At 53.4% G+C, this 972-nt stretch carries 1 protein-coding gene; it reads left to right on the top strand.

Features of this window, described 5'->3' with window-relative positions:
- Window positions 1-445: 445 nt before the first annotated feature.
- Window positions 446-883: a hypothetical protein gene (locus HPA01S_RS22445; RefSeq protein ID WP_066273736.1), complete on the top strand. Its 438-nt coding sequence runs from the start codon at window positions 446-448 to the stop codon at window positions 881-883.
- Window positions 884-972: the final 89 nt, after the last annotated feature.

Raw genomic sequence — 972 nt, 5'->3', positions numbered from 1 at the left:
GACGTGACCACGGTGATCCAGGGCGGTTCTTCCAGCGTGAAGGCACTGACGGGTTCGACCGAGGAAGAACAGTTCCACTGAGTTTTGCTGTCATCAGGTAGAGGAGACAGGGCCACCCTTCGGGGTGGCTTTTTCGTTAATGCACGCAATGCAATGCTCATGGCGTGAAATCGTTATTGCATCCTTGAAAAATAAAATCATCTTCGCTGCCGAAATAGTTCTTTCACTACATACTGGCCGAGATCATCGACACTTCGTTGATGCTATCCATCGTCGTGTGCTTGGCGCAGGGCGGCTTCACGCAGCATAGAAAGGCATTGTTTTGAGCAAACGAATTCACGTTCGCGATTCAGCCATCCGAGCATGGTCCGAGGCGATACGATCGAAGTACCGAGACGGAAGCATCAATTCGGAGCGCGCTCTTCAGTTTTGGTTCTGTCACTACATGATGCAAGAATGGGCGAGCAGGGGCCTCAGCAAGTTTCGGCTCTTCATCGAACCCAGCTTCCGAACGACTGATGGCGCAACCCTGATCCCCGACGTGGTTGTCTGCAACAGCCAACGCATCATCGGGGTATTCGAGTTGAAGTACCAACCCCGATCCGAGGCGTCCTATGTGAAGGACCACGAGACGCTGAACTGGTTTGCAAATGGCACGGGTGAAGTGACTTTGACGAACGAGAGATATCTTGGCGAGCCTATTGACCAGAAGAAATACGAATTGGCTGCGGATGCAGTACTTTGCTGGGCGGGAATCTACAAGGGCGATCAGCCTTTTGACGCTACCCCCGACCAAGCAAGTGGACGTTTCCTGAGCCTTCACGGACTCGCTGGGAATGGACGCCTTCCCGTGGTTTTTCCGAGTGACAGTCAAGATTTTTAATGGCTGTGTCCTATTCCCGCGGTGTCTGAGCACCTTCCAGTTCGCCCACGCCTATGCCCGCGGCGAAGGCATGAAGCACTACACGGGAA

The sequence above is a fragment of the Hydrogenophaga palleronii NBRC 102513 genome (genome assembly GCF_001571225.1).
GTDB classification, from domain to species: Bacteria; Pseudomonadota; Gammaproteobacteria; order Burkholderiales; family Burkholderiaceae_C; genus Hydrogenophaga; species Hydrogenophaga palleronii.
Note: the sequence above shows the minus strand (reverse complement) of the source record. Positions and strands in the feature narration are given on the sequence as shown.